Source organism: Stenotrophomonas tumulicola (assembly GCF_014117215.1).
GTDB lineage: Bacteria > Pseudomonadota > Gammaproteobacteria > Xanthomonadales > Xanthomonadaceae > Stenotrophomonas > Stenotrophomonas tumulicola.
The window spans coordinates 979,538-1,000,714 of the sequence record NZ_JACGXS010000001.1 but is presented as its reverse complement, the minus strand read 5'-3'; the positions used below and the strand labels follow the sequence as shown (position 1 = coordinate 1,000,714).

12 protein-coding genes are annotated in these 21,177 nt (G+C 58.7%); 9 read left to right on the top strand and 3 right to left on the bottom strand.

The genetic code is table 11. The features are described from left to right. The first annotated feature begins 3 nt into the window (after window positions 1-3). On the top strand, window positions 4-3,828 hold the full coding sequence (locus H4O11_RS04525; protein WP_051008550.1) for a hypothetical protein: 3,825 nt from the start codon (window positions 4-6) through the stop codon (window positions 3,826-3,828). An 804-nt stretch (window positions 3,829-4,632) separates the two neighbouring features. On the opposite strand, the gene H4O11_RS04520 is transcribed toward H4O11_RS04525, so the two are convergent. From H4O11_RS04520 to H4O11_RS04510, 3 genes are all read right to left on the bottom strand, one after another. Beyond that, complete coding sequence (locus H4O11_RS04520) at window positions 4,633-10,692, bottom strand: DEAD/DEAH box helicase family protein (RefSeq protein ID WP_026070503.1); 6,060 nt, start codon at window positions 10,690-10,692, stop codon at window positions 4,633-4,635. A 312-nt stretch (window positions 10,693-11,004) separates the two neighbouring features. Next, window positions 11,005-11,244: a hypothetical protein gene (locus H4O11_RS04515; protein ID WP_146027648.1), complete on the bottom strand. Its 240-nt coding sequence runs from the start codon at window positions 11,242-11,244 to the stop codon at window positions 11,005-11,007. 189 nt (window positions 11,245-11,433) lie between these two features. Next, the gene (locus tag H4O11_RS04510) at window positions 11,434-12,570 is read right to left on the bottom strand and encodes a site-specific integrase (RefSeq protein ID WP_017354461.1); all 1,137 of its coding nucleotides are present in this window, start codon (window positions 12,568-12,570) and stop codon (window positions 11,434-11,436) included. A 123-nt stretch (window positions 12,571-12,693) separates the two neighbouring features. Between H4O11_RS04510 and H4O11_RS04505 the strand changes: the two genes are divergently transcribed. The 8 genes from H4O11_RS04505 to H4O11_RS04470 all read left to right on the top strand — a co-directional run bounded on the left by H4O11_RS04505 (window position 12,694) and on the right by H4O11_RS04470 (window position 21,172). Beyond that, a complete protein-coding gene (locus H4O11_RS04505; RefSeq protein ID WP_017354460.1) occupies window positions 12,694-12,978 on the top strand; it encodes a hypothetical protein in 285 nt (94 codons plus the stop codon). Between the two features lie 210 nt (window positions 12,979-13,188). Next, window positions 13,189-13,506 (top strand): hypothetical protein, encoded by a 318-nt coding sequence (locus tag H4O11_RS04500; protein WP_182338199.1) that lies wholly within the window; start codon window positions 13,189-13,191, stop codon window positions 13,504-13,506. Between the two features lie 512 nt (window positions 13,507-14,018). Then, window positions 14,019-14,192 (top strand): hypothetical protein, encoded by a 174-nt coding sequence (locus H4O11_RS04495; protein ID WP_167390418.1) that lies wholly within the window; start codon window positions 14,019-14,021, stop codon window positions 14,190-14,192. Between the two features lie 1,357 nt (window positions 14,193-15,549). Continuing rightward, window positions 15,550-16,227 carry a DsbA family protein gene (locus H4O11_RS04490; RefSeq protein WP_182338198.1) on the top strand — a complete coding sequence of 226 codons (678 nt, stop codon included), beginning with the start codon at window positions 15,550-15,552 and terminating at the stop codon, window positions 16,225-16,227. 100 nt (window positions 16,228-16,327) lie between these two features. Beyond that, window positions 16,328-16,774 carry a quinone oxidoreductase family protein gene (locus H4O11_RS04485; RefSeq protein ID WP_182338197.1) on the top strand — a complete coding sequence of 149 codons (447 nt, stop codon included), beginning with the start codon at window positions 16,328-16,330 and terminating at the stop codon, window positions 16,772-16,774. Between the two features lie 12 nt (window positions 16,775-16,786). Next, window positions 16,787-17,044, top strand: coding sequence for a zinc-binding dehydrogenase (locus tag H4O11_RS19530; RefSeq protein WP_425505993.1), 258 nt, complete (start codon window positions 16,787-16,789; stop codon window positions 17,042-17,044). Window positions 17,045-17,658: 614 nt separating this feature from the next. Next, on the top strand, window positions 17,659-19,293 hold the full coding sequence (locus tag H4O11_RS04475) for an ArnT family glycosyltransferase (RefSeq protein WP_167390411.1): 1,635 nt from the start codon (window positions 17,659-17,661) through the stop codon (window positions 19,291-19,293). Between the two features lie 163 nt (window positions 19,294-19,456). Further along, window positions 19,457-21,172, top strand: a complete 1,716-nt coding sequence (locus tag H4O11_RS04470; RefSeq protein WP_182338195.1) for a phosphoethanolamine transferase — start codon at window positions 19,457-19,459, stop codon at window positions 21,170-21,172. Window positions 21,173-21,177: the final 5 nt, after the last annotated feature.

The window sequence follows — 21,177 nt, the reverse complement described above, 5'->3', positions numbered from 1 at the left end:
ATCATGAGATTTTTTGAACTTGATGCTGTAGATATCACAGCGCTCAGTGCTGGCGATCTGCGTGAATTGGTTGCCCGTCTTTGCGAAGCGGAGGTAATCCAGCAGGGGCGTCGGCCGAAGAGCGTTATGTGGGGAGGTGCGCAGGAGGCACCTGATGGCGGTTTGGATGTCCGTATTGAGGCTATGGACTTGCCGTCCAACGACGGCTTTGTTCCTCGTGGGATCTGCGGTTTCCAGGTCAAGAAGCATGCTATGGGTGCGGCGGCATGCAGGGACGAGATGTTGGAGGGTGGCACCCCAAAGCTCGTACTTGCAGATCTTGCCGATCGAAATGGTGCCTACATTATCGTTAGTGGCAAGGACGATTGTTCAGACAGCATGTTGGCGAGTCGAGTGCGGGCGATGGAGGCGGTCGCGGAGACCCTTCCTGGAAAAGCGTCTCTGCGCGTTGACTTTTATGGTCGAGATCGATTGGCGACTTGGCTACGGCGGCATCCAAGCGTTGCGCTGTGGGTTCGTGCGCGCCTCGGCCGCCCCTTGTCCGGCTGGAGGCCTTTCGGGAGGTGGGCAGCTACTCCCCCAGCCCAGAACGACGCATTCCTTGTTGATGACCACCCCTGCGTGATTGACGCGAACTCGAGCGCAAAGACTCCTATGCCTGTTTCTGAGGGTATACATCTAGCTCGAGAACGGTTGCGCCGCCGCGGTAGTGCGGTGCGCATCACCGGCCTCTCCGGAGTGGGGAAGACGCGATTCGCGCAGGCCCTGTTTGAGGCGAACGTTGGTGAGGAGGCCTTGTCACCAGCTAGCGCAATCTACGCCGACCTGGGTGAGAACTTGACACCGACGGCATCCGAGCTAGTTTCATACATCGTTGCTAACGATCATGCGGTTCAATTGGTGCTGGACAACTGCCCGCCAGACGTGCATCGGCAGTTGCAGAAGCAGGTCTCCGCAAGTAGCGCGATGCTCAGCCTTCTGACAATCGAGTACGACATCTCGGACGATCGTCCTGAGGAAACCGAAGTGATCCACCTCGAGCCGTGCAGCGAGGAGACGGTCTCGATGCTGATCCAGCGGCGGCACCCAGACATCGGGAAGTTGAACGCGGGCAAAATCGCCGAATTTTCCGGCGGCAATTCGCGCATCGCGATCGCGCTGGCCAGCCGGGTAGATGCAGATGAGACGTTGACAAACTTCTCCGACGAGGACCTTTTCCATAGGTTGTTCAGTCAACGAAAAGGAGCGTCCAATGAACTTCTGGAATGCGCTGAAGCGCTATCGCTCGTCTATTCCTTCAATGTCTCCTCGTCCGAGTTCAATGATGAGCTTGGCGTCCTAAGTGCCATCGTTGGCCTCGATCGTCGTGGTCTGCATCGGGCTCAGGCTGAGTTGATGCGTCGTCAGCTCGCGCAGAGTCGTGGTGAGTGGAGAGCAGTTCTTCCTCATGCACTTGCCAATCGTTTGGCGAAGCGTGCGCTGGAGAACATCCCTGTCGATGCAATCAATGCCGAGCTGCTAAAGCCAGAGAACCTCCGACTTTTCGTCTCATGTGCGCATCGACTGGGATACCTGCACGATTTCGAGCCTGCGGTTCGGATGGCAAATAGTTGGGTGAGCCCCGGCGGACCGCTGCATGATATTGGATCGTGTAACGAAGGCACGCTGTCTGCATTGCTATACATAGCGCCGGTATTCCCGGAGACCGTGCTGCAGCTGATCGAGAACGCCGCAACCAAGCCAGGCTTTGCCTCGCGCGAGAACCGAAACTTCAGGTTGTTCGTGCGCCTGCTGCACCAGCTAGCTTACGACGACGATAAGTTTGATCGTGCTGCGACGGTCATGCTGAAGTTCTCCGAGGGCGAGAAGTCAGGTGAGAACAGGGACAGCATAGTTGGACAGATGCGGCATCTGTTCTCGTTGCACCTGTCAGGTACGCTGGCGCGACCAGAACGGCGGTGTGCGTTTGTCAGCAAGCTACTCGAGTCGGGCACCGAGAGGCATCGCGAGATCGCAGCCGAGCTGTTCCATGCTGCGTTCGAAGCGACGCACTGGACGTCTTTCTCTGCGTTCGACTTCGGTGCACGTAGACGTGATGCTGGCTGGCAGCCGCGAACGCGTGCCGAAGAGCTCGAGTGGTATATCGGCTTCTTGAACTTGCTGCGACCGGTGCTGACATGTGATGACTTGACTCTTCGCGACTGGGCGCGCTCACTTCTGGCAGGTCATTTCCGGGAACTATGGACGTTTGCGGGCTGTTTTGATGATCTCGAGGAGATAGTCAGAAGTCATGCTTCGAAAGGGGAATGGCCGCAGATGTGGGTCTCGGTAAAGAAGACGCTTGGCTTCGATGGCGACTCAGCTCATCCTGATCTACTGGCTCGGCTGGAGTCACTTTCGCGCGTTGCGGCACCATCCGACCTCTATTCTGAGATCGAGGCCTATGTGCTGTCCAATACTTGGGATCACATCGAGAGTAGGGGGGGGCAAGTAGCCTTCAGTGACGAGATGATCAAAGAGAAGGTCATCTCTCTTGGTGAGATGGCCGCAGCAGAGCTAGGTTGCTTAGAGCGATTGGGTCCAGGGCTTTGGTCGGGCGAGTTCGATGCACTGCATCCTTTCGGCATTGGGCTGGCGCAAGGCAGCGTCGACCTAATTGCCACTTATGAGCGTCTTTTGAGCCTGGTGCAACTGCAGGCGCCTGCGAAGCTCAATCCACAGGTGCTTCAAGGCTATATCAGCGCTGCAAACGATATCGACCCCCGCTTGGCCATGGTGATGTTGGAGCGGGTGCTAGATCATCCCTTGTTGCGGACCTTCTTCATCTACCTGCTCAGCGCCATCAAGATTGGCCCATGGGGGTTCAATATGCTGATTGAGTTGGCTCGAGGGGAAGAGTTCGAAGCGTGGCGGTTTGGACAGCTTGCCTATGGCCGCATGCACGAGTCCCTTACCGACAGCGAGCTCGCGGAACTGTTCACCATATTGAACCAGCGCCATGATGGCTTCTACACCACGCTTAGTGTGCTAGAAATGCGATTCTTCGCGGGGAGGGGCGGAAACTACGTGCCGAGTGAAGATCTCCTTTCGACAGGGCGCGACGCCATTCGCGCTCTACTCGGGGGGAAGCGCGGACAGACTGAATTGAATCGCATCCGAGGGACCAAGCGGATCGCCCAGCAGTGCCTATCTGAGTCTGCTCCAGAACAGGAAGTCGAGGAGATCGTGAGGTTGCTTTGCGAAGGGTTGGATGATCTTAGAATTCGCAGCTCTGATTTCGAAGTCCTCATGACAACGCTATTCCGCAACTTCCCGGAGATTGTCCTTGGAGAGATCTTCACGGGCGACGATAGGGAGCGTCGTTTGATTGATCGCGTTTTCAAGTGTCGTTTCGGAGGTGCTTCGCCGTCACTCAATAGTATGCCGGTGGATCGGTTGATTACCTGGTGTCGAGGTGATCAAGATCGGATCGTGGGTGTTGCCGCAGCGACCTGCGCCTACTCAACTGTAGAGGCAACCGATATACCACTAGAACATCCCAAACGCGTTGTCCTCAGTGCGTCCATCAAAGGCTTGCTGGAAGCCGCAGTGGACAAGCAATGCATCGTCGATGTGATGTTTGCCGGAATCCAGCCCATGAGTTGGTCTAGCTCGTTGGCTGACATCATAGAAATTCGGGCCAAAGCTTTTGCTGAGCTGCTGGAGCATCCATTGGCCGAAGTTAGGAATCTTGTGGCGGAGAGGCTTGAACGGATCGAGCTCACAGTGCGAAGAGAGCGACAGAGGGAGGCGGAAGATCACAGTCGACGGGAACAGCGCTTTGAATGATGCGTATGGGTGAGATGGAGCCGGCTAGTCATCTTGGTGTTGCGCCCCGCATAGATACTCGGTCCTGTTGGCTCATTGTGAATTCGATGTACATAGATGAAAGGACCCTGTGCACACTGATTGGTTCTACGCGGGCACAATCAGCTGTGGCCGAACAGCAACAGGGCGGCAACTCAGGCGGGACTGTCACTCAAGCAGCTTGGGACCCAGTAAGTCCTTGGTAGCAGGTCGCCGAAGAACCGCCGGATGAACGCTGTTCTTCGGCGTATCCCTGTGGTGACAGACGGCGCTTTGCGTGGTCCAGCCGATATGGGGCCAGCTGGCATCGCCAGGTGAGCCGCTCCAGGTTGTGACGCCTAACATGGCCCAGTCGGATCTGCTGGGCCGTGGGCGTATGCAGGCCGGCTACCTCAACGGGCAGCGGGGCAGCGTGGGTGCAGGCTGCGCTCAAAGATCTAGGAGAGATCTGGACCAATGGTGTCACTTCGACTAGCGCCAAGATTCGACTCTGCCTCTTTTCCAGGCTCCGCGCGAATCCTGGGAGTGACCGGCTAGAAGATATTGAAGTCTCTCCCGATTTATCCGATGCGCCCAGGAAGGATGGGCTTTAGGTTCAGCCTTGGCTCCAACAGCGATGGACCGAAGCAGGCTCAAGGCCAAACATGGATTCGGGGTGTCTATCGTGGTAGGGCAATGGCTGCTTCCGACGCATAGCGGTCGTTCCAGTTCTTACGCCAGAAGGGCTGCGTCAGCGATAACAGCCTGTAGTTTAGCGTCTAGGATCGAAGCGGAGTATGGATGGCCTTAGACCGAGTATCCGCCCTTCGCCGTTCTTAGGAGAGTTTGCCCGCAATTACTCGGCTGCTCTATATGCCTGCTTGCGAACACATTAACGGCTAAGGACTCTTTCCCATAAGCGGCGGTGAGTTGTTCCAGGCCAGCCGGCGTCACAACGAGGTAGCAACCCTCGCCCCACAGAGAATCCGCATCGATTCCAACCGGGCCAGCGTCACGCCACCAGTGAAGCTCTGCGACCACCGTTCCGCTCGCATCGAAGAATACGCTCGGTGTCTCGTCATGAGCGCGCCAGCGAAGCCCCTCAACCCAGTTTGGGCATAATGCAAACGGATTGGCCGCTGTGTCAAAGCCCATGTCCACGGAGCAGACAACTCGCCTTACCAGCGTTGGTGCCAGATCATTGTCGAGTGGGACGTACTGGCCTAGCCAAACAGCGATGGGCAGCTTGGCGTAACAATCGTCGAACTCTTCACTATCAGTCTCTGCCCAAGGTGCTCTAAAGCGGTAGAAGCGGTGCTCTGACAGTCGTGCCTTGTGGATATGGAAGCGAGACACCTCGGCCACGACTTGGCCGTCGCAGTGCGCCAGGAAAGGGGCAACATCGCCGTCAACCTCGTCAATCCACTTCTGCTCTCGCTCGGACCAACCGGCACTTCGGTCAATCAGCGGCCTTCGAATCCACTCGGGACGAACTCGCGGGAGCATCAATGGCCGAGGCGGAAGCGGGTAGCCCAATCTCTCCAACAGCATCGGACTGTCCCGGCTCTCCAACTTGCCGGCCAGGCGCAGCTCCCCTGCGACGTGGCGAAGGGCAGCAATGGCGATGTAGGCGTGTGGCTTCATGTAAGTGATCTGCATATCAAGGACACGAAGCTGAGCCTCAAGCTCTTTGACACCAGAGGGCCCGAAGGCCTCAAGTCCACCCCAATCCTGGATGAACATCGCCGCGCGACGGCGAACTGTCATCTCCTCGATGTCTGCCGCCTTTGCAATGTGACGTGCCGTCGAGCGCAACATACGAGTCCAGCCAAGCGGCGATTCGACGCGCATTGCACCAGTTCTCTCGTCCGTGAATGCCTGGTCGCTCTCTGGCAGGTCACTGAATTCGAGGAGATAGAAGAGCGGCAGTGGCGTCGCGTCAAAAGAGACAGCCAGCCCCCACCGATGCGACAAGAGCGTGGCTGACTCGGCTACTGCAATGTCACGGTGACTGACCATTGCAGCTACGGCGCGGCCCAATACGGGCTCGAGGTTCGCGCTGTCGGCAGCGAGCAGCGTTCCGAGTGCCTGCAAGGGGGCGTCCAAGTCACCGTCCATAAGTCGCCGGATAAGGGATGTGAACAAAGATTGACCCTGTCCGACTTGCCTTGCCAAGCTCAGGGCGCAATTGCGCGCGTGCCGCTGAACCTCTGCAATGGGAAGTCGATAGGCAAAGTGCAGCAACTCCTCCAAAAGGTCCGTGTCGCTGAGTGGTAGCTCGCTCGACTGGAAGGGTCGCCCCAACTGGAACTCGCGAGTGCAGGTCATCTGCTCCTCAATCAGCGACCAGATAGCCGGCCAATCTGGCGTCAAGCTGATGACCGGCAGTATCGAATCCAGCTCTGTGAGCAGTGCCTGGGTATTCTCCTGGCCCGTTGTCACTGAATCGACTATGTTCTCGAAGGCCGCAGGGCATGTGGATGATCCGTGCAGAAGCTTCTTCGCCTTAAAGTAGAAGAACTTGCCGCCACCCATCCCTTGGCTCCAGGAACTCCAGGGGTCGTTGCTTGTCTCGTAGCCTTGCATAAGCTTCTTGGCGTAATCGACCTCATCGGCTGCAGCAAACCGCTTCACCATCAGGAAACGGCAGCGTGCGTTGTCCTGCAATACCTGCCAGCGCTCAAAGACCCTTCGCGCCAGATGAATCGGAGCTGTGTCTGCCAGCTCTTCGAAACGGTCCGGGGCGTTGTGGTTCAGCTCGTCGCTATCTGCTTCAAACGCGAGTTCAAGATCCGCGAGAGTAGCTTCCGAGGCGTACTTGTTAGACGTATACGAGTGTCGAGGCTCCGGCGCTTCTGGCGTCCACCGGGCGATGGCGGCTTCGAGCTCAGGCGACGAGAATCCATGCTTTCCGGAAGCCTTGTGAATGCGCTGGAGCAGCGTGATTCTCTCGTGCGCTCTGCTGGCTACCTCGACCGCCCCAAGCAGCATCAGAGCGAGCGGTTCAATCTGGTCAGGGCCGGCTGCGTCCGCGGAGGCGTCGATGAAGTCACCAACATGGGACGGATCCCGGTAGTGCGGTTCCATATAGAATGGCAGGCAGAGACCGCACCAGACGGTCGCGCATGCCAAGACGAGTTCAGGGTTTCGCCTGACCATCCCCGTCATGAGCAGGTCGACACGATTCGGCCAGCCGATTAGATGCCAATCCGCCAGTGTCTTTGACACCTCGAAGCCGAAGCGAGGTCCAACCTGCATCGCTTCCTTAATCAGTGCCATGGTAAGGCGACGCGCGGCCGACGACCCTTCCGTTTTGGTCATGCCACCGACCTGACGCATCAGGTCTGAGACCCGCTTGACACGGTTTTCCGGGTCAGCCGCGTTCGCGAGAGCTAGAGTGTTTCGCCAGATCGCGTACTGCGGGTCTTTCTTGGGAGCCAAGGCATAGCCAAGGCATTGCTCAGGAACCGTCGCCAGCAACTGATTCGCCCGCTCTAACTCCCCGACCGCAGCCAACCCGATGGCTAGATTCGCTAGCCCGTCGATCTGCTCGCTTGGTGTACTTTCTTTAAGCTCCGCCACGAGGGCATTAAGCCGATCCGCCGCCGCCGCACGATCACCGTCAACGCGATATGCATCGACAGCCAATCTGCGTCGCAGGTAAGCAGTTCCCTTCGACGCCGATGAAGCGATGGCTGAGTCAACCTCCCGAAGTACCGCGCGATACTCAGTCTCACCGCGCTCGGCGCCGAGCCTCAGCAGCGCTTGCACGAGCGTGGGGATCGCTTTCAAAGACTGCTGGATACGGTATGACTCGCTGCCGCCTTCTGATGCGAGACGTAGGACATACCCAAGGGACGTGCGGGCTATGCCTTGGATGCCGCCTGCCGATAAGGACCCGTTGACGCCGGCAGCGCGAGCTAGAAGCACACCTATCGTCGAAGCGTGCTGTTGGAGTGGATGAAGGAAGGTGTGCTTCGACGGTGTCACGCTTGGCAGTGGCCTCTTGAGCAGCGTGCAAAGCCTCGCGTGATGCATCACTGCGCCGACCAGATTGCCCAGCCCAGCCAGGTCCGTCTTGTCGTCGCACATGGAGATCATCGGTGCGACCAGCTTGTCGAACAGGGCCTCGGCTAGGTCACGACGGCCAGCTTCGAATGCGATCAGCGCCATCCGTTGACGGTAGCCGTTTGGTACCTCCCCGAACCGGGGAAGAGCGACGGCACTATCAAACAGCGCAAGCGCTTGCCCAACGTCGCCACGTCGACTGGCCGCAAGCCCTGCGTGAACCATCACCGACGGCTTATCTTCGTTGGCTACTCCGAGCTTGCTACATAGTTCTTGAGGATCGGAGCCAACCTTCTGACCTAGCATCGCCTTTGCGGCTTCCCTCCTAAGATGCAGCCGCAGCGCTACGGCAGATTGCGGATCCACCGTTTCCGGCTCCCTTAGACCCTCTGCGGCGAGATGATCAATCGCTATCTGGATCTGCTCGGTGTCTCGGAAGTGGACGGCGCGCATTGCCCATCTTTCGAATTCCTTGATGTTGTGCTGGTGCCCGTAGTTTCTGAACTTGGGCGTATGGAGCTGCGATAGTGGTTCGAGGCTTTCAAACAGCTCCTTCGCGCGGTCGAAGTCGCCTCGCGCTAGTAGGGCGTCGACGACCTCGTAGCCCTGGCTGGGGAAGTCCTGCACGAGGGAGACAGCTGCTTCAATGTTCCCCACCGCCAGCATAGCCAGCGGGAGTTGGTTGGCGTACTCAAGGGCTGATTTGCGCCGATCCACTTCGTCACGACACAGCAGCAGTCGTGTAAAGGCGGTCGCGTCGTGCGTTTCACGCACTGCCAGCAGGGCGAGGCGGATGTCGGCGTGAATCTCGGCGATAGAACGCCCGTCAGCCAGCTGCTGCCTGAAGCGAGCGGGCATCGCCAATGCCAGTACATCGGCACCGTCGCCGGCACGCGCGCGGTAGCGCAGCTCAAGCCAGTACTGTGCCGATTCAGGTGGCGCGCTCTTCGCCAACTGGGCAAGGTTGCGGTATACGCGCTGCGAGTATTCAGCGTCGACGCTCCCGAGGCGGGTTCGCGGTTGAGCGATGACGAACAGCCTAAAGCTGTTGTGGAAGACGCTCCATCCCCGGGATGAACTGCGGAGCAGGTGCTGCGCAATGACCAGGGCGCGTTCAATCGAGGACTCCTTGACCATCGTGGCCAGCAGTCGCAGGTCCATGGGTGCCTCAGCCCGAGCGATGAAGCCCAGCACATCCATGGCATCGACATCGTTTGCGATCTCGCGCCAAGCAGCTGAATATACAGTCTCAATATCGCCGTCGAACGGCATCCCGCCGCTAAGAAGGTGCTTGCGACCAGCTTCGTCAGCGTGCAGCAGTGCCTGAATCAAGTAGCGCGTTGCCAGCGGGTGGCCATGCGTGAGATTGCTGAGATCCAATCTTGGAATCTCGGCAGGCAAGCCTAGCGCATCCGCCATCCAGGTGAGTTCCTCGCGACCGAGAGGCCCCATGAGAACCTGTCGCTCGCTCTTCTCCGCTTGCGCTCTTACGGCGGGCTTCAGATTAGCGAGATCCAACCGTTGCGTGCCGAGCACGAACACGACCCCATTTGGGATTGCCGCGGGAAGAGGCAGCTCTCCCAGAAACGAATTGGTCGGCCGTTCTTCGCGTGGCACATGGTCTAGCCCGTCGACAACGATGATTGTACGGATCCCTTCGCGAGTGAAGCGCTCACCAGCCTGCCGTAGCAGGACGCCGAACTGTTCGCGGCGCTCAGATAGCGAGTCATCGCGAAGACGAAGCCCAACTAAACCGCTGTTCCGCAGCTGCGTACCTACGTCGGTCAGGAAGTTGTCGGCCTCCCCACGACCCACGCCTTGAGCCGCGCCCGGCACGTACGCTAAGTAACGAACGAGCCGGACACTTGCTTCAGTGGCCAGCGCAACCTGCAGGAGAGTGGATTTTCCGGAGCCAGGTGGTCCTATGAGTGAGACGTAGCCGTGATTGGAGGCATGAAGCGCTGCTAGTAGCTTGACCTCAGTGTCCCGATTGCGCTGGACATAGGCGCCGACCGGGAACCGATGGATGAGCAAAGTCTTGGCGGGATCGCGCCATCCAAGCTCATGAAGCAGCTCGTCACGCGTCCACCTGTCCTTGTCGCGTTCATCGGCGACTAGCTTGGGCAGCACGCTGGCAATCTCGCATGCCTGTCTCGCCTGCTCCGCATTCAGCTTGTGCGACTGGATGAAGTTCGCTGCAGCTCCGCACACCACGCGCAGGGCATGCATGAACTGTTCGAAGTCGTCATCATTTAAGCCGGCTTCGCGGCGCAGGTGGTCGATCAGTCGGCTCCATCCTCGCGCGGACCAATCCGACAGCGACCGATTTGGATGCTGTTGGAACTCCTCGAGAAATGCAGCGCTGTGCCGTAGCCTGCCGTCGCCTGGCTTGTCGGTAACCGATGGAAAGTCGTTGACGACCAAGTGAATCTCGACGCGACTTCCTGGGTTGTCCTTGGACAGGCACTGCCAAGCTTGAACTAGGGGCTTCAAGAGACCATTGGCACCAGTAAACAGCGTCTCAACAGTGAAAGTGCCTGGGAACTTGGACGTCTTGAACTGGTGACCGACCACCAATCCATCGAATCCTAGTACCAGGTCGTCCGCAATGCCCGCGTTGCGGTCAGCGACGCCAATCCAAAGCAGCTCGTCGCGCTCAAGCGCGGCATAGATGGCAGCGCCCGCGCGCTCGTACTGGCCGACGTATCCACGAAGCGCTCGGCGTTCGCCCTCCGCCGGTGCCGTTGCGGGAGCTGTAGCAGCGGATGGCTGCGAATTTTTGGGCGCTTTCGAGGCCATAAATATGGATTGGGTAGTGGGTGCGAACCTGAGAAAAGGGAGCCGCTCCAGCATAACCCGGGGGCGTCGAGCACCAGCGGGTATGCCGTCGCCGCATCGAGCGGCATTGTGAATCGAAGTATATCCGTCGTCGATCACATCGGTCACTCGCACGGACGCGAGAACGGCTGTTCAGCCCATGGCTGACATTTGTCCGTAGGAGCTGATCGGACGCATGTGGCCGCAGGCGGACATCAACGGAACAAAGGGGGGGGCAGGGGGAATTATCGGGGGTGAAGCATGGCAGCTGTCGGCCCGAAACGGAGGCTCGACTTACACCTTCCAGACTTTGCTAATCACGGGCACATCAGCTTTATCGAGTCTAGGGAGATAGGCAATCAGTTTGTAGCCGCCAGGTCGAAAGTGGTCGAGACGAAGCTCCGCTTCTGCTTGCAATCTGGTGCCGTCCGGACCTTCGACCATGACCGCATAAACGGGATTCTTCTTGCCATGCGAGAGCGGCAAATCGGACGGCAGGGTCGAGTGGCCATTGCCTTTCGCACCGCCAAGCATCGCAGGATCTTTGGTGTAGCCGCGCGCGATTTACTGGAGACGGCCGACTCAAGCATCGGGCACAGATCACCCGATCTCCGTGACGTGAGGGCCGACTGCGACGGGAGATCATCAGAGACCGACAGTGATAGATCGCAGCGAAGCCGCGACGATCAAAGGATACTTCTACTAGTTTGACCGCACGATTGCCTAGGACTCAGCGCTCGTCGTGTCTCCATACCGCCCTATGGGGCGCTCGGCACTTGACCTTGCGGCAGCTTCCAGCATTCGAGCCGCCGGATTCGTTTCGGCCGCACCGGCCTGATAGTAGCCGATGACACTGACCACCGATCGGTGATCGGTCATTGCCATAATGGCTGGCAGGGCAATTCCTTGCCTAGCACCTTCCGTTACGAAACCCGATCGTAGGCTGTGACCGCCAAAGCTCCCCACCAATCCGGCAGCGCGGGCGCGATTCTGGATGATGGTGGCCACCGACTTGGGTGACAAGCCGGCCCCAACTTTCCCGCGTGTCAATTGGCGGAAGAGGGCACCCTCCTGCAGTCCAGCCGCTTCGATCCAGGTGCGAAGCGCTTCGGCCGGTGGACCTAACAAGGGCTTGTCCGGCGAGCCGCCTGCTTTGACGCCCTCCTGAAGCGTTTTGCCGACGTCCAGGTGGTAGAGGTAGCCGCCGTCGATCGGCGCAAGCTTGCTCAAGACGGCATGGGCCGTCTCGCTCCGACGGCGCCCACCACTGGCGAAGGCGAAGTAGAGCAGGGCACGATCACGTTTCCCAACAAGATCGTCCTCACAGGTCGCAATCATCGCCATCAATTCGGTCGCAGTGATCGCCGTCTTCTTGCTCGGCCGCTCGCCGCGCTTATGTGCGGCGCGACGGCCCTTGGCCAGCAGCTGCCGAACCTCGCTGCTTTCGCAGGGATTGGCCAGCTTGAGCAATTGATGGGCGCTGGAGAGCACCGCAACGCGGTGGACGATGGTCGACAGCTTGAGCGGTCCTTGGCGCTGCTTGAATTTGCCTTCCACCAAAAGCGCATCCAGTGTCGGCGGCAGCTCCCAGGTCAGGGCATCGCCTGAGCGCCGGGCCAGATGATCGATGATGAACTGGATCACGCAAGACGCGTCGACCGGCATGGCGATGACCGCTCCGTAGCGGCCTTGGTACCAGGCCGCCCAGTAGCGCAAGGCGGTGGCGTAACTGCGCGTGGTGTTGGCCGAGGCCGCTTCGGCGAAGACTTCGCGCACCGCGTCCGCCGAGGACTGCGAGAGCTGCGCCACAGTCGGATTGGCAGGAGCCGCGGTGGTCAGAGCTGGAAGAAGGTCGCTCATAAGTGGTTGAAAGTAGGGATTAAAAATAGCCTGAGTTCCGATAAATATATCTTATCGGAACCGTATATGTCGCACTTACTAAGATCACGGAGACACGTTCGGTGTCAGTCTCGAAGGATCGAAATGGCCGTCTATGTTGTCACCTGGAATTTGAACCGAGAAGCCAACTACGACGCAAAGAGGACTGCGTTCCTCAAGCACCTGGAGCGCTACCAGAACGTAGCAGATCCTGATCTGGAGTCGGTCCGCTGGGTGTCCGGGGATATGAGCGCTCACGATCTATCTGCCGATCTTCAACAGAAGCTCGATAAGAATGACGGGATTTTTGTATCCCAGCTTGTCCGTGGCGAGTACCAAGGCTACCTCAGCAAGGCGACATGGGAATGGATCAGTCAGCGCCTTGACTGACACCGCCGAAGTCCAAGGGGTTCTGACGTGGTTGGGGCTCGGGGACCGCGACACCGGAGCCAGCAAGTGAATTGTTCGCTTGGACTCTTCAAAATTGGAGGGTCCAAGCCGCTGAGCTAGCTCAGAAATGAAGCCGACGGTCATAGCCGTCTCCCAAATTAGATGCTCTCGAAAGCGCGTGGCTGCAACGCCTTGGCAACATCATTGGAGATGCAACAGATTCGCGACGCACCATTGGTGATGCACCAAGATCACAGCGAGTCATTGGGACTGCACGTAGCTCAGCGCATCAATTGCTACAAGTTGCCGCGCAAGCTGCCCCAAATTCGCAGCGCTCAACAGCGCCACTCACCAGACCGGGTGATCCTTGCAGGCATCGAGGCAGTCTTGCCCAGCCAATCTCTGAACATAATATACATTATGCGCAATCAAGCGCGTGCGGCGCTGGGTGGCTTTCGTCGGCTCTGGCTGGCACTGGATCAAGCTTTGGATCGGCTTGTTCGTCAGCAGACAATTCTGCCCCGTTGAGGCAGAGATTCTGGTTCGCAAGGCAGACATTCTTGGGCCGCCGCAAGCCGTCGTAGAAATTTCTGGGTGCTAGTTGTCTGGTTGAACAAAGTTCCGCCCTTGGATCGACTGGGTGCGCCGGGTTCAAATGCAGCCATCTCGCCCGCAGAGTGCAGCCATCCAGCTGTCTGACGCGGACAAGTTGCCCCTTTCACAGCTGAAACTGCCCCATTCTGCTCCGGAAACCCGCCCATCTTTCCGCGAGTCTTCGGACAAGCCGCCGCTAATTTGGCGGAACTACGCATTACTTGCCCCGAATTCTTCTGGAGCTCGTTGGTCGCAGGACCTCCAAGTAGCTGCCTTGCTGTGGGCCAGCTTTCAGATGCAGCCATATCGCCCGCAGAGTTCAGCCATAGAGCCCTCAGCCTACGTTAGATCGGGTGCCTTTCCGGATAAATTTCCTGCAAGTTCTTCCGATTTGGGGGCTAAAATTGTAGTGCGACATCGTCTTGGTCTTCCTAGTGGGCAATGCAATGAATTCCCTGTCTACCTTGCAACAGATGAGCATCGTCGCAGGCGTCTTGGTGGCGCTTGTTGTTTCCATTACCGTGGCAGCAGTCTGGCTGGCCAACCGCCAAAACGCAGCATACGATCGAGAACTGGCAGGAGGGAAATGCCCTTGTTGCGGCAAACCGCTGGATGCCTGACGTTCAAGCGACGTTTCCCCCACAGGTTGCCTTAGTAGAGCGTGTGGCATCCTTGTGGGAGCTGTTCATTTACCAGGCAGGCATTCTATGCGCGGGTATATACCTTCGGAAACATCTGCCTTCGCTCAGGCCAGATCGAACGCCGCGCGGGATTGGCTCGATATGGCGGCGTTCGAAGCGATACTGAGCCCGAGTGCCGTCCAGGGCCGCACCCTGACGCAGTGCCTGCAATCTGGGAGCGTTCTGGGCGTGTGGATTGGGGAACTGAAGCTGTTTCTCTTTCCTCCATGGCAGCTGGACTCTACTGGGATGCCTTTGCCAGTGCTCTCGGAGGTACTGTCGCTACTGCGTGGCCCATATGGCGTTTCAGCCGGCGGCCCGACGTCAGGTTGGGAGGAAATCGAATGGCTGATCGCTCCGCATGCTCGATTGTGCGGAGGCAGTCCAGCAGAGGCTCTTGCCCTACATCCAGCGCTCGTGCTGGAGGCGGCGAAGCAAGATTTTTCCTCCTGGAGCGATGACGCACGCTGGTAGGCTCGCGGGAACTCAACTGCCAGCTAACCCGGAATCGCGACGTTTCCCCCATGCATATGGAGAAAGCAGCTGAGGGTTCGAGGATAACCCTGCTTCTTCAGGCCTGGCTGCGAAGACCTTTCATCGCGGATGCCTTGATGACGTCTCTTTGCTGGAGTAGGATCGGCCACGGCAGGGAAACGCTTTTAAGATCAATGCGTTACTTCGCATAACGCAGCTTATGTTAACGGCCGCCGCCATCAGACCTCTGCTTACGCGGTGCCCATAACTTGGCCACCCAACGATCCACGTTTGCACCTCAAGGCTGCGGTGGCACGGGTGCCCATCAACCGCTCTCTGGCGATAGCGCCGCCACCGAAGATGACGCCCAGATTTGGGCCTTCTGCGGTCAACCCGCAGCGAGCCCAAGTTAATTCGCGCCGGCGCAATCACCAGCTGCACCCATGAACGGCCAGCGCGGCGGCTGCATATACAGCACCGGTCCGCTCCCGCGAGCCAATCAGATCCCGCGAGGTGGCGTAGACGATTCTCATGGCGCGATTATTTTGCCTGCGTGCGAAGAATCAGGCCGCCGTATACCGGTGTGCGATGCCTGCACGGTGCACCATGCCCTGACTTCTTCCAATTACATCGGGTCGGTCCTGTCTAGGCGCTTCGCCGGCCTGAAGCAAAAACAAAGGGGGGGCGAGACTGGGAGTACCTTGGACGTCGTAAAACACGCAAACATGTTCGTTCTGGTTGACAGTCTGTCGTTAATGCGGGGTATATGTTCCGATTTAGATCCAATATGGTAGGGCTTGATCCCTCCCCTCCCCTTTCTCTCATGCTGCAAAAAACGCTGCTTTATCTATTCGACCCGTGGTGCGGGTTGTGCTACGCCGCCGCTCCGGCGCTCGACGCGCTGACTAACGACTCCTCTATCGAACTGATGTTATTGCCAAGCGGTCTATTCACAGGCCGTGGTGCTCGCCCGCAGAATCGGGAATGGGCAGAGTACGCGTGGGCTAACGATCAGAGGATTGAAGCACTGACCGGGCAGGTATTCAGCGAGGCGTACCGTCAGCAGGTGTTGCTCGGTCCGCATGGCAGCTTCGATTCGGGTCCGATGACCCGTGCACTGACCTTGGCGCGCGGCCTCGACAGACGCCTGGAGCTACCGCTGCTCCACCACTTCCAGCGGCAGCGGTACATCGACGGCCGGGAGACCAGCAGCGCGAGGGTCGCTGCGGCCATCACGTCCGGCTTCCTTGAGCGGCATGGATACGCTTCTGACCCAGTGGTGTTTGCCGAGCAGCTCAACGCTGACGATGCGCTGGCCCTTTTGGCTTGCGAACGCATCGATGAAACTCAGCGCATGATGGAGAGTGAACAGGTCCGGGGCGTTCTAAAGCTGTATCTCCAGACTGCTGGCCAGCTGCAGCCGGTGAGCTCTGAAGTCCTCTATCAGGGAGCGGATGCCGTTCTCGAAGCCATCGCCGTGATGCGGCAAATGCCTGCATAGATCGATAGCTGATATCTAGCACTTCGGTGCCCCTGTCTCCACTGCCCAGCCCTCTCTCACAGCGGCGCCGTCTACACGGCATTCGCCAACAGGAGTACTTATGAAATCAGTCGTAGCCAGTTCATTCGGCCCTGCGCCCACCATGCACATTGAACAACGGCCAGTACCGTCGCCACGTGAGGGCTACACGTTGGTTCGCATGCACGCTGCTACCGTTAACCCACTTTCAAGCCAGGTCCTCGCGGGTATTGTCGAGCACGCACGCGCACCATTGGTGCTGACTAATGACGGTGCCGGTATTGTTGAACACAGCGGCGCTTTTGAGCCAGGAACACGCGTGGCCATCTACGGCGGTGCCGCACTCGGCATTACTGAGGATGGCCTGCAGCAGCAGTGGGCATTGGTGCAGGACAAGCGCATCATCCGCCTTCCTGATTCCATCACCCTGGATCAGGGGGCCGCCTTTCCCATCAACTACGTCACCGCCTACCAGGCTTTGACCCGCATTGGACAGGTGAAGGACGGGCAGACAGTGCTGATCTCTTGAGCGTCCGGGTCCGTGGGACACGCACTGATCCAGATGAGCAGAGCGCTGGGAGCCATGCCGAGTGCCGTCGTTTCCTCGGCCGCCGAGGTTGAACGAGCGAAGTGGTCTGGTGCTGAGGTTGTTGTGGATCTGGCCGAAGATGATCTGCGTGCAAGCGTGCTGAGAGGCACCGGCGGGAAAGGTGCAGACCTGGCCTTGGATCCAGTTGGTGGCAAGGTGCTCGGCCGCTCCCGCTCCCGCTCCACCCGCCCGGGCCCGGGCAGAACATGAACAAGCCTCAGCTTGCTGAGAACTATGATGCAAGGTATCTTCCCGGCCACGTCCGTATGGGTCGAAGCAGCACGTGACTTCCCTTGCCATCCACGCCAAGCGCTACGCCTTGGCACTGCTACTTGCAGTGCTGGTAATAGTGCCTGTCGTCGATGCTTCGGTCTGTTTCTCTGAAGAGCAGTCCCATCAGGAAGTAGCAGGGCCAGGCGAGAGGCACTCCGACAAGGCACACCCAGCCTGTGGTCATGGTCATTGCCATCACAGCAGTGCATTCGTGGCGTCTAACGGATTTGCGCCGGGCGAGGCGCCACTGGATGAGGGTGGGCACGTGTTCTACGAGCGGCCCGTGGCGCCCCACACCCCCGACAGGCTGATTAGACCTCCCAGGGCTTGATCGCGACCCAGGCGCTAGGCGCCTGTTCGTCCTTCTGCGATCACCCTTAGCGGATCTTTCCATGATCACATCTTGTTTCTGGGCGCTTTGTGCGTCCGGCCGACGCGTGCCTGCTCGCGCAGTCGCCGAACGGCACCGTGCCGCCTCTAAGAAGGCGGCTTGAATGCCCCTCTCAATATCTACCTACCTCCGAACTCCGCGCGGTCAAGCGGCACTGCTGATGGCAACCGCTACGGTGGTCCTCGGTGCGGGCCTGGGCCTGCGCGACCCTTGGCCTGCCGATGAGCCGAGATTCGCCTTGGTTGCCTCCCAAATGGTGGACAGCGGAAACTGGCTGTTCCCACGCCGCGGTGGAGAGCTGTACGCAGACAAGCCTCCGCTCTTCATGTGGATCCAGGCTGCCCTGCTGCAGCTGACCGGAAATCTCAGGATTGCCTTCCTGCTTCCCTCGGTGCTGTCAGGTATCGCATGTGTGTGGATGACCTACGACCTAGGACGGCGCTTGTGGTCCAAGCAGGCCGGGATCTACGCAGGTTGGGCGCTACTCCTCGCCGTGCAGTTCACTCTGCAGATGAAGCGCGCGCAGATCGATCCCCTGCTGCTTGCATGGGTCACCTTGGCCCACTACGGCCTCATTCGGCACATTGTTCGCGGTCCGGATTGGCGGATGTGGACCGTGGCGTGGTTTGCGGCCGGGTTGGGAGTGATCACCAAGGGCGTGGGAGTGATTGCACTCTTCATGCTGGTTCCAGCCCTAGCGCTGACGTTTTCCAGGAAGATGAGTGCTTCTTGGATAGGTGATCGACGCGCGTGGCTGGGACCCCTGGCCTTGTTGGTCGCGATTGGCATCTGGCTCATTCCGATGCTGATCGCTGTATGGATCCACCCCACCCAAGAGAACCTTGAGTACGCGCGTAACATCCTGTTCCGCCAGACGATCCAGCGTTACGGAAACTCATGGCATCACTTCCAGGCACCGTGGTACTTCCTCGTAGTTATAGCTACGTCGTGGTTGCCAACGATCGCCCTTCTTCCCTGGGCGGGGCCAAGCCTCTACAAAGGGCTTTGTCGCTTTGACGAACGTCTATGGCTTCCGGTCGGCAGCCTCGCCCTGATCGTACTGTTCTTTTCAGTTCCTGCAGGAAAGCGAGACATGTACATCCTCCCCGGCCTGCCGATGCTGTGCTTGGCGCTCGCTGCGTCTCTTCCAGACATTGTCGGAAGAGTCGGAGTACGAAGATTGGCGACCGCGTTTGTCTCGCTCCTGGGTACGGCAACGGCGACCTTGGGGATATGGATGCTCGCTTCCAACCCTCGGTTCGAAGTGAAGCTTCTCACTGAGCGTGGCTCTAGTGAGGACTCGCACTCGATCGCCATCCTGGTCCTCCTCGCCTCGTTGCCCTTGCTGGTTGGTGCGGCTCTCTCACTTTCAGGCAGCGCCTGGAAGGGGCTGCTCACGGGGATGAGTGGTTTTTGGGTCGTCTACGGGTTTGCGGGTCCCAGCGTCCTGAACGAGGCAAGCTCATCCCGGGGGCTCATGGAACAGGTGAGCACACGCATCGGACCTTCGGCGCAACTGGGACTGGTCGGTTGGCGCGAGCAGCAATTGCTCATGTCGCAATCAGCCACGGCGGAGTTCGGCTTCAATCGGCCTGCTAGGCAGCAGCTTGCCACGGCATTGAGTTGGCAGCAGGAGCGCCAGGACGTGCGTTGGCTGCTCATTGAGGGGTCGGTGCTAGAGAACTGCGGTGATCGAAGGCCGGATCCATCCTTGCAGTTTGGAGTAGCCAATCGAAGAACCTGGTGGCTCATTCCGGCTGGAGCTCTATCGACATGCGAAACCTCAATTCGCTAGACCTCGCCGCCGCTTCCGAGTGTCGAGGGCGTCAGGTCCTTTGCACCTGTACTGCCCCTCTGAGCGCCCCTTAAGTAGACCCGCGAGCACAGCGACTTCGGTTTGCACAGCGCCGGCGTACTCGCCATGAGCGCGTCTGCGGGTCCATCAAACGGAAAAACAAATGGACTACTTGAAAAAATGCTTCAGCCGGAGTGATCGGCAAGGCCGAGCTGTCTCAGATCCACTCGGTCGGCTTGGGAGGCATGTCAGGGGACCTCAGCTGGGGATCAGTACTCTGATCATCGTTGTGGCGTTGTACTTCACGTTGTTCCTCAACAACGCCTTCTTTGCAGAGGTCATCGCCAAGAGTGGTGTTGATGGAGCGGCCCGTGCGCTGCTTCTCTTGTCAACGGCAGCGATTCTTACCTCCTTGAACGTACTCTTTCTTGGGTTGTTGTGCACTCGATGGACGGTAAAGCCCGTCGTTTCCTTGCTTCTTGTCCTGTCCGCTGCTGCCGCCTACAACTCAGACAATTACAGCGTCTACTTCGATGCAAGCATGGTGCGAAACGTGCTGAAGACTGACAGCGCAGAGGCTGGCGAGCTGCTGACCTGGGGATTCTTCCTTGCGGTGTTGATGAAAGGCGTGTTTCCAGCCGTCGTGGCATGTACGGTTCGGATCCGGCGTCCCTCCAGTCTGGCGAGCGCCGTACTTGCTAGAGTCCTTCTGCTCGGCGTTTCTGTCGTGGTCATAACTGGCGCGGCCTTCGCCTCGTTCGACAACCTGTCCTCGCTCATGCGTAACCACAAGCCAGTCAGGTACTTGGCAACACCCGGAAACTATCTTGCTTCCATTGCCAAGGTTGTCCGAGAACAGACGCGAGCCGAACGGGGTCCGATTCAGGTGGTCGGTCCGGACGCCAGAATGAAGCCCCATCCACCAGGTGCGAAGCCACACTTTCTGGTCATAGTCGTAGGCGAGACGGTTCGCGCGCAGAACTGGGGACTGAATGGATATAGCCGGCAGACAACGCCACAGCTGGCGGCATCGGACGTTGTCAACTTCTCGGACGTGACTGCCTGCGGGTCAAATACTGAAGTTTCCGTGCCTTGTATGTTCTCGGTGTATGGAAGGCGAGACTACGATCGAGACAAGATCAGGGGCTCAGAGTCGCTGCTTCATGTGCTTGAGCGAGCTGGCATCAAGACGTTATGGCGGGACAACCAGACAGGTTGTAAGGGGGTTTGCGCGGACCTGGCGTTTGAGTCCTTCCGCGTGCCTATCAAGGATGGGTTGTGCGATGACCAAGCGTGCCGCGATGAGATCATGTTGCGGGGATTGCATGACGCGATCGATGACAATCCGGGTGATGTTGTGGTCGTTCTGCATCAGCTGGGGAACCACGGGCCGAGCTACTACAAGCGATATCCCGAGGTTCTGAGGAGGTTCACGCCTGACTGCCGCAATGCAGATCTGGGCAAGTGCACACGCCAGCAGATCGTCAATGCGTATGACAACGCAGTTCTTGCAACAGATGACTTCTTAGGAAAGGCCATCCGCATGCTTGAGCAGGATCAAAGCCATGACACTGGATTGATCTACGTATCCGACCACGGTGAGTCACTGGGCGAGGCGAACGTCTATCTCCACGGTCTCCCCTATGCCATTGCTCCCGACACTCAGATCAAAGTGCCCATGGTCATGTGGATGTCCGAGGGCATGAAGAGCAGCAACAACCTGGACCTTCAATGTGTCCGGGACCGATCAAAGCGGCCGGCCAGCCACGACAACCTCTTCCATTCTGTACTCGGCCTCATGCAGGTCCGGACGAAGTCGTTGGACGAAAGCCTGAATCTTTTCTCCGGTTGTTCCATCAACTCCGGGTCCACCCCATAACGGGC

Bases quoted from the DNA above. Each gene is read 5' to 3' on its own strand.
- H4O11_RS04525 (WP_051008550.1), top strand. From the start codon at position 4: ATGAGATTTTTTGAACTTGATGCTGTAGATATCACAGCGCTCAGTGCT.
- H4O11_RS04520 (WP_026070503.1), bottom strand. From the start codon at position 10,692: ATGGCCTCGAAAGCGCCCAAAAATTCGCAGCCATCCGCTGCTACAGCT.
- H4O11_RS04515 (WP_146027648.1), bottom strand. From the start codon at position 11,244: ATGCTTGGCGGTGCGAAAGGCAATGGCCACTCGACCCTGCCGTCCGAT.
- H4O11_RS04510 (WP_017354461.1), bottom strand. From the start codon at position 12,570: ATGAGCGACCTTCTTCCAGCTCTGACCACCGCGGCTCCTGCCAATCCG.
- H4O11_RS04505 (WP_017354460.1), top strand. From the start codon at position 12,694: ATGGCCGTCTATGTTGTCACCTGGAATTTGAACCGAGAAGCCAACTAC.
- H4O11_RS04500 (WP_182338199.1), top strand. From the start codon at position 13,189: ATGCAACAGATTCGCGACGCACCATTGGTGATGCACCAAGATCACAGC.
- H4O11_RS04495 (WP_167390418.1), top strand. From the start codon at position 14,019: ATGAATTCCCTGTCTACCTTGCAACAGATGAGCATCGTCGCAGGCGTC.
- H4O11_RS04490 (WP_182338198.1), top strand. From the start codon at position 15,550: ATGCTGCAAAAAACGCTGCTTTATCTATTCGACCCGTGGTGCGGGTTG.
- H4O11_RS04485 (WP_182338197.1), top strand. From the start codon at position 16,328: ATGAAATCAGTCGTAGCCAGTTCATTCGGCCCTGCGCCCACCATGCAC.
- H4O11_RS04475 (WP_167390411.1), top strand. From the start codon at position 17,659: ATGGCAACCGCTACGGTGGTCCTCGGTGCGGGCCTGGGCCTGCGCGAC.
- H4O11_RS04470 (WP_182338195.1), top strand. From the start codon at position 19,457: ATGGACTACTTGAAAAAATGCTTCAGCCGGAGTGATCGGCAAGGCCGA.